8 protein-coding genes are annotated in these 8094 nt (G+C 67.4%); 2 read left to right on the forward strand and 6 right to left on the reverse strand.

Going from position 1 to position 8094, the window contains the following annotated elements:
- Nucleotides 1-30: 30 nt before the first annotated feature.
- The 6 genes from rpoD to FHX60_RS14840 all read right to left on the reverse strand — a co-directional run bounded on the left by rpoD (nucleotide 31) and on the right by FHX60_RS14840 (nucleotide 5639).
- On the reverse strand, nucleotides 31-1998 hold the full coding sequence (rpoD, locus tag FHX60_RS14815; RefSeq protein WP_183283784.1) for an RNA polymerase sigma factor RpoD: 1968 nt from the start codon (nucleotides 1996-1998) through the stop codon (nucleotides 31-33).
- 330 nt (nucleotides 1999-2328) lie between these two features.
- Nucleotides 2329-2787, reverse strand: coding sequence for an Lrp/AsnC family transcriptional regulator (locus tag FHX60_RS14820; protein ID WP_092316295.1), 459 nt, complete (start codon nucleotides 2785-2787; stop codon nucleotides 2329-2331).
- Between the two features lie 56 nt (nucleotides 2788-2843).
- Nucleotides 2844-3407, reverse strand: coding sequence for a cysteine dioxygenase family protein (locus tag FHX60_RS14825; protein WP_183283785.1), 564 nt, complete (start codon nucleotides 3405-3407; stop codon nucleotides 2844-2846).
- Nucleotides 3408-3608: 201 nt separating this feature from the next.
- Nucleotides 3609-4373 (reverse strand): cell envelope integrity protein TolA, encoded by a 765-nt coding sequence (gene tolA, locus FHX60_RS14830; RefSeq protein WP_112776911.1) that lies wholly within the window; start codon nucleotides 4371-4373, stop codon nucleotides 3609-3611.
- Between the two features lie 127 nt (nucleotides 4374-4500).
- Complete coding sequence (locus FHX60_RS14835) at nucleotides 4501-4869, reverse strand: VOC family protein (RefSeq protein WP_183283786.1); 369 nt, start codon at nucleotides 4867-4869, stop codon at nucleotides 4501-4503.
- A 74-nt stretch (nucleotides 4870-4943) separates the two neighbouring features.
- Nucleotides 4944-5639, reverse strand: coding sequence for a TetR/AcrR family transcriptional regulator (locus FHX60_RS14840; RefSeq protein ID WP_112776909.1), 696 nt, complete (start codon nucleotides 5637-5639; stop codon nucleotides 4944-4946).
- Nucleotides 5640-5986: 347 nt separating this feature from the next.
- On the opposite strand from FHX60_RS14840, the gene FHX60_RS14845 reads away from it, so the two are divergent.
- Nucleotides 5987-7711 (forward strand): AMP-binding protein, encoded by a 1725-nt coding sequence (locus FHX60_RS14845; protein WP_183283787.1) that lies wholly within the window; start codon nucleotides 5987-5989, stop codon nucleotides 7709-7711.
- 57 nt (nucleotides 7712-7768) lie between these two features.
- On the forward strand, nucleotides 7769-8094 hold a 326-nt coding region (locus tag FHX60_RS14850; protein WP_311729258.1), incomplete at its 3' end, for a carboxyl transferase domain-containing protein.

Here is an 8094-nt window from a genome sequence, read left to right on the forward strand (position 1 = left end):
ACTCCTCTGTGCGCGGAGGCGGAGGACCGCTCAGGCGTCGCGCAGATAGGTGATCAACTGGTCCGCGCGGCTGGGATGCCGCAGCTTCTTCATCGCCTTGCTTTCGATCTGGCGGATCCGCTCGCGCGTGACATCGAACTGCTTGCCGACTTCTTCCAGCGTGTAGTCGGTCGACATGTCGATGCCGAAGCGCATGCGCAGCACCTTGGCTTCGCGCGGCGACAGTTCGTCGAGCATCTCGCGCACCACCGCGCGCAGGCCGGCCTGCAGGGCGGCGTCGGCGGGCGTGGCGGTGTCCGAGTCGGCGATCATGTCGCCCAGGCTGGTGTCGCCGTCCTCGCCCACCGGGGTCTCCATCGACACCGGCTCCTTGGCGATCTTCATGATCGAACGGACCTTGTCCTCGGTCATGTCCAGGCGCTCGGCCAGCACCGCCGGATCGGGCTCCTTGCCGGTCTGCTGCATGATCTCGCGCGACAGGCGGTTGAGCTTGTTGATCTGCTCGATCATGTGCACCGGCACGCGGATGGTGCGGGCCTGGTCGGCGATGGCGCGCGTGACCGCCTGGCGCACCCACCAGGTGGCGTAGGTGGAGAATTTCCAGCCGCGGCGGTATTCGAACTTGTCGACCGCCTTCATCAGGCCGATGTTGCCTTCCTGGATCAGGTCCAGGAACTGCATGCCGCGGTTGGTGTATTTCTTGGCGATCGAGATCACCAGGCGCAGGTTGGCCTGCGTCATCTCGTGCTTGGCCTGGCGCATCTGGCGCTCAGCGGCCAGCATCTTGCGGTTGACCGCCTTCAGTTCGGCCAGCGACAGCGCCGCGCGCGCCTGGATGTCGATCAGCTTCTGCTGGTGGGCTTCCAGGTCCGGCAGCGCGCGCGCGACCGCGGCGCTGCAGGGGCGCCCTTCGGCGGCCAGGCCCTGGCCCCAGGCCAGGTTGGTCTCGTTGCCGGGGAAGCGCGCGATGACGTCCTCGCGCTCCATGCCGCAGCGCTCGACCAGCAGCTGCACCACCTGGCGCTCGATCGCGCGCACCTCGTCGACCATGGACTGGACGTTGGCGCACAGGCGCTCGATGGTGCGGGCGGTAAAGCGGATCGTGCGCAGCTCCTCGCGCACCGCGTCGCGCGCGGTGGCAAAGGCCGGTGCGGCCGCGCGGCCGGCTTCGCTTTCGGCGCGCATGCGCTCGAACTGCTCGGCGACGCGCGCGAAGCGCTTCATGCACTCTTCGCGCAGCCGCGCCAGGTCGGCTTCGGCGCTTTGCTGGCCGCTGCTGCCTTCATCGGCGCTGTCGTCGTCGTCTTCATCGGACTCGTCGGCGCTGTCGAGGCTGCTGTCGTCGGCGTCATCCGCGGCGGCGGCGACCGGCTCGGCGATGGTTTCGTCGCTGAGGCCGTCGACCACGTCGTCGATGCCGATCTCGTTGGCGGCGACCTTGGCCGACAGCTCGAGGATCGTGGCGACGGTGAACGGGCACGCCGAGATCGCGTGCACCATGTTGTTCAGGCCTTCCTCGATGCGCTTGGCGATCTCGACTTCCTGCTTGCGCGTCAGCAGCGTGGCCGAGCTCATTTCGCGCATGTACATGCGCACCGGGTCGGTGGTGCGGCCGAACTCGGAATCGACGGTGGCCAGCGCGACCTCGGCTTCCTCTTCGGCCTGCTCGTCGGAGGCCACCACCGGGCCGTCGCTGAGCAGCAAGGTCTCGGCGTCCGGGGTCTGCTCGTAGATCTTCACGCCCATCTCGGCGAAGGTGCCGACGATGCTTTCCATCGCGGCCGTGTCCGTGAAGTTTTCGGGCAGGTGGTCGCTGATGTCCGCGTGCGTCAGGTAGCCGCGCTGCCTGCCGAGCTGGATCAGCGCGCGCAGCTGCTGGCTGCGCGCGGCGGCTTCGGCCGTCGGATCAGTGTGTGCCGCGGCCGGGCTGGCCTGGCCGGTGTCCTTGACTGCTGCTGCTCGTGTTTTGGCTGCCGTTCGTTGTGCGCCACTTGTCATTGACTGCTGTTTCCTTCGTGCATCGCGTGTCGACGGCAGTGCGCACGAGGGCGCGCGTGATTCCAACCTGCTGTCAAGGCTCGCGTGGGGTTCGGCGGGGGCGGGACGGATAACCGTTCGCCGCGGCCGTTTGAATAGGGGCCGCATATTCTACAGCCATTGCTGCGTCGCAGCAGGTTCCGGGCCCGGAATGCGTGGCGGCTAGTCTGCCGGAATGCGTGATATTTGCAACAGAATGCGCTGAAAAGCGCGGCAGAAGCCGCTGCCGTGGCGGGAATTGCGAGTGCCGGCCGGACCCGGCGCCTGCGCTACGGCCGGCCAAGTGCCGCCTCAGGCATAGTCCAGGGGCAGCGCGGTGGTGTACTTGATCTGCTCCATCGCGAAGCTGGAGCTGACATCGGCCAGTTCGGCACCCTGGATCAGCTTCTTGTAGACGCGGTCGTAGGCGGCGATATCGGGCACCACCACGCGAAGCAGATAATCGGTGTCGCCCGCCATGCGATAGAACTCGGTCACTTCCGGAATCGACGACACCAGTCCGTGGAACTGCTTGAGCCATTTCACGTTGTGCTGGCTGGTGCGGATGGAGACGAACACGGTGACGCCGGCATTGAGCTTGCCGGCGTCGAGCAGCGCCACGCGCTTGCGGATCAGCCCGGCTTCCTCCAGCTTCTGGATGCGGCGCCAGCACGGCGTCGAGCTCAGGCCGACCCGCTCGCCGATTTCCGCCACCGGCAAGGTGGCGTCTTCCTGCAGCAGGGCAAGGATCTGTTTGTCGTAGCGGTCCATGGCGCGTGGCGGTCAGGTGGAGAGGGCGCGGCCACACCAGGCGCGGAGCGGGGCGGCTAGGCGTCGGCGGGCACCAGCAGGTTGACGCCGGTCGCAATATGGTCGCGGCTGACCCCGTAGAGATGCAGGGAAACCGCGATCTCGTCGCTGGTGTTGCCGAGCGCGTGGATATGCTGCAGGCCGCCCGGCACGCTGAAGGTATCGCCCGCGCCGCGCGTGACGGTGTTGGCGTGGCGCGCGTGCCGGCTGGCGGGGTCCCATCGGTAGTGCTGCTCGGTCAGCGTGCCGCGCAGCACGCGGTAGGCGCACCAGGTGCGGTGGCCATGCACCGGGCTGGTCTGCCCCGGGCGCCAGACCAGCACCATGGCCGAGAAGCGTTCCAGCGGATCGCCGTAGACCAGGTGCCGGGCATAGGTGTCGGCCGAGCCCAGCAAGGCCCCCGGCGGCAACGCCGCCAGCAGCGTTTCGGTGTCGGGCAGGTGCTGCGCGATGTGGCTGGCAACCAGGCGCGCGCTGTTGCTGAAGATGTCGGCGAGGTCGAGCGCCAGCCGGTCGAGCGGGGCGCCGGCCGGCCGGGCGGCGGCAAGTGGGGAGGCAGTAGCGGGAGAGGCGGTCGTCATGGCGGACTTCGTCGGCTTGTTCTTGTCTATTCATGATATGGACCGGCGGTAGCACAGGCATGCGATTTGTCCTTCCAGGCAGGCTGGAATTGTAATCCTATTCCGCAAAAACCCGTTTTATTGGAATATGGTTCCAGCGCGCCGCCGTTGGTGCGATAACGCACGCTACGGGATGCGGGTGCGGTCTGGGACGGCGAGGGCCTAGCCGCCCTCGTCCTTGGGCCAGAACGTGATCAGGATGTTGGACGGCGCCACGCCGTTGCTGTCGCGCGGCAACGGGTCCGAGCGCTGCACCGCGCGCAGCACCGCGCTGTCCCAGCCGGCATTGCCGCTGGACCTGGCAAGCCGCGTCGACAGCAGCGAGCCATCGGGCGCCATGTGCACGGCGACCACCGCCGCCGGATTGCCGGGGACGTCCTCGTTGAAGATGATGTTGGGCTTGACCCGCTGGCGCACGCGCTCGGCATAGCCCGACGATGGCCTGGCCGACGATCCGGAACCGGCCCCGGTGTTGGCCGTGGCGCCGGCGCCGCCCGCCTGCGCGCGCAGGCGCGCCAGTTCGGCCTGGCGCTCGGCATTGCTGGCCTGGCGCTGCGCTTCCATGGCCTTGCGTTGCGCCTCCTTGCGCGCCGCTTCGGCAAGGGCCTGGCTTTCGCGCTGCCGCCGCTGTTCTGCCTCGCGTTCGGCCTCCCTGGCCTTGCGCTGCTTTTCCTGCAGCGAGATGTCGGCGTCTTCCTCCTCGACGGGCCGCGGCGTCGGCGCCGGCCTGACGGCCGGCTCGGGCGCGGTGGCCGCAGGGACGGGCTCCCACAGTTCTGCCGCGACCCCGGTGGGCACGGCATTGCGCCAGCGCACGCCGTAGTACAGCAGGGCCCCCAGCAGCAGGTGCATGAGCAGGGCCAGCAGGAAGCAGGTCAGCGTGCGCCGCTCGCGCACGGGCTGGTAGGGAGAGGCGGCGGTCTGCATGGTCCTTGGATGCGGCGGAAACCAGGCCATTTCATTCTATGAGGCGCCACCGCATCAACCAAGTGCAGGACGGTACAGGCGCCGCCTGCCGGTGTCTCGCCAAAGGCTCGGCAGGGCCGCCTCGGCCTCAGCCCCTGGTGAAGATCTCGAGGAAGTGCTTGCTGGGATCCTCGAAATAGATGCGCCGGCCGCCGTCATCGGTATTGACCTCGCCGGGGCGGCGCCGGTACGGGTCGGCCCAGTACGTGAGCTGGTGCGCGCGGATCCGGGCAAAACCGTGGTCGAACTCGGCGTCGCTGACCAGGAAGGCATAGTGCTGCATGGCGATCTCGCCCTGCGCGTCCATGAAGTCGAGCGTCACGCCGTTGTCGAGCGCCACGCCGAGGAAGGGCCCGAACGGCTCGGCCGGCGGGCGGCCCAGGACCTCGCACAGGAAGTCGGCTGAGGCCTGCTTGTCGTGAGAGAAGACGATGGTGTGGTTGAGCTGGATGGCCATGTCGCAATCTCCGTGCTGGGAACAACGCCGCCTCCAGCGTACAAGGATTTTGCGCGCGACGCCCGGCGCGCCGGTCAGGCGCCGTCCAGCTTCCTCAGCGCCGCGCCGACTTCGCCATGGAAGGCGCGCAGCGCCTCCAGCTCGATATTCGCCGGCTGCAGCGCGGGCCACAGCAGGGCCACCATGCCCGCGGCGGTCTTGTCGATATCGACCTCGCGTTCGCGCGCGATGGCATCCCACAGGATATGCTCCATCGGCCCCAGGATGGCGGAGCGCAACAGGCTCAGCGGCAGGTCGGCGCGAATCTCGCCATGTTCGCGGCCGCGCGCGAGCAGCTCCATCAGCGGCGCCGTATAGCGGCGCTGCAGCGGCACGAACTCCTGCCCCAGCTCCGGCCCCTTGGCCCGTCCTTCCGACAGCACCAGCGCGCACAGCCCCGTGCCCTGGATCAGGAACAGGCGCAGGTGCGTCTTCACGTAGAACGCCAGCTGGGCCTTGGTGCTCTGGTCGCGCGGCATGCCGCGCTCGACCGCGTCGATGATTTCGTCGTACCAGTCCTCGATGACCCGCACGCACAGCTTGCGCTTGCTTTGGAAATACGTGAACACCGTGGCCTCGGACACGCCCAGGCGCTGGGCGATCTCGGTGGTGGTGGTCTTGTCGTAGCCCAGCTCCGCGAACACCTCGCGGCTGACGCGCAGGATGTCGCGGATGCGTTGTTCCGCCCTGGCGCCGGACGGGATCCGGCGTGTGGCGGCGTTGTCTTCCATGGTGGCGGTTCCCGGCAGGCGAAAGCGCGAATGATAGGCCGTACCCCCGTTTGGAGGCGCGGAACTGCGGCAGCGCGGACCAGGCGGTCGCCGCGCAATGCCGTCACATCGTACTTCATTTTGGCATGAAGTTGAGTAAGCCTCAAATTAAGGTTGAATTTTCCCGTCCGCCCGTATACCTTTTGGTCATTCCGATGTGACGAGACCGGACATCCCATTCAGATCCGGCGGCACAGGCAGCAGCTTCGATGGGGGTTAACCCTGAATTCCGGGGAATCCCCCGGTGAGATTCACGATCTTGAGTTGCGCTCAATTCAAGTCGAAACCCGACGCGCTTGGAGACAATGATGAAGATGCAGGGAGAGCCGCTTCCCACCATTCTGCCGGCAGGCGGGCTGTCGCATGTCCGTGGCGACACCAGTATTGCGCTGTCCGAGCAGACCGTGCCGGCGCTGCTGGCACAGACCGTGGCAGCGTTCCCGGAACGCGAGGCCGTGGTCTTTCGCGAGCAGGGCGTGCGCTGGACCTGGCGTGAGTTTGCCGACGCCATCGATGCGCTGGCCTGTGGCCTGCATGCGCTGGGCCTGGCCCGGGGCGATCGGGTCGGCATCTGGGCGCCGAACCGGGTGGAGTGGCTGGTGACGCAGTTCGCCACCGCGCGGCTGGGCCTGGTGCTGGTCAACATCAATCCGGCCTACCGGCTGGCGGAGCTGGAGTACGCGCTGAACAAGGTCGGCGTCAAGGCCATCGTCGCCGCCGAGGCCTTCAAGACCTCGCGCTACCTCGAGATGCTGCAGGCGCTGGCGCCGGAGCTGGCCACCAGCGCGCCGGGCACGCTGCAGGCCGCGCGGCTGCCGTCGCTGCGCTGGGTGATCCGCATGGGCGAGGGCGAGACCCCCGGCATGATCCGCTATGCCGAGGTGCTGGCGCGCGGCACTGGCGTTGCGCGCGCGGAGCTCGACCGCATCACCGAGCAGCTCGATCGCCATGACGCGATCAACGTCCAGTTCACCAGCGGCACCACCGGCGCGCCCAAGGGCGCCACGCTGACGCATCGCAATATCGTCAACAACGCGCGCTTTATCGCCATGGCGATGCGCTTCTCGGAGCAGGACAAGCTGTGCATTCCGGTGCCGTTCTACCACTGCTTCGGCATGGTGCTGTCGGTGCTGGCGTGCGTGTCGACCGGCGCGGCGATGGTGTTCCCGGGCGAGGCCTTCGACCCCGAGGCCACCATGCGCGCGGTGAGCGAAGAACGCTGCACGGCGCTGCATGGCGTGCCGACGATGTTTATCGCGCAGCTGGACCATCCGCGTTTCGCCGACTACGACTTCTCCTCGCTGCGCACCGGCATCATGGCCGGATCGCCGTGCCCGATCGAAACCATGAAGCGTGTGGTGGCGCAGATGCATATGTCCGAGGTGACCATCGCCTACGGCATGACCGAGACCAGCCCGGTGTCGTTCCAGAGCAGCACCGCCGATCCGCTCGACAAGCGCACCACCACCGTGGGCCGGATCCAGCCGCACCTGGAAGTCAAGATCGTCGACGCCAGCGGTGCCACCGTGCCGGTGGGCGAGAAGGGCGAGCTGTGCACGCGCGGCTATTCGGTGATGCTCGGCTACTGGGACGACGAGGCCCGCACCGCCGAGGCCATCCGCGACGGCTGGATGCACACCGGCGACCTGGCCACCCTGGACGCAGAGGGCTACTGCAATATCGTCGGCCGCGTGAAGGACATGCTGATCCGCGGCGGCGAGAACATCTACCCGCGCGAGATCGAGGAATTCCTGTTCCGCCATCCCAAGGTGCAGGCGGTACAGGTGTTCGGCGTGCCCGATCCCAGGTACGGGGAGGAGGTGTGCGCGTGGATCGTGCTGAAGCCGGGCGAGAGCGCCACCGAAGACGAGATCCGCGCGTTCTGCCGCGACCAGATCGCGCACTACAAGATTCCGCGCTACATCCGCTTTGTCGACGAGATGCCCCTGACCGTGACCGGCAAGGTGCAGAAGTTCGTGATGCGCGACCAGATGGTGCGTGAGCTGAACCTCGATGAATCCAGGACGGCCTGAGCGCCGGGCCCTAAAGATAAATCCTACCCAACAGATAACCGACTGCCCGAGGCCCTTATGGCGGTAATTGAAACCAAGCTGAACGCCCGCTCCGAGTCGTTCAGGACCAATGCGCAGGCAATGCAGGATCTGGTTGCCGACCTGCAGGCAAAGATCGCGAAGCTGGCCGAAGGCGGCGGCGCGGCTGCCCGGGACAAGCACCTGGCGCGCGGCAAGCTGCTGCCGCGCGAGCGCGTGCAGCAGCTGCTCGACCCCGGCACGCCGTTCCTGGAGCTGTCGCAGCTGGCTGCGTATGACATGTACGACGATGCCGCGCCCGGCGCCGGCATCATCACCGGCATCGGCCGCGTGGCCGGGCAGGAATGCGTGATCGTCTGCAACGA

The sequence above is a fragment of the Cupriavidus alkaliphilus genome (genome assembly GCF_014191175.1).
GTDB lineage: Bacteria > Pseudomonadota > Gammaproteobacteria > Burkholderiales > Burkholderiaceae > Cupriavidus > Cupriavidus alkaliphilus.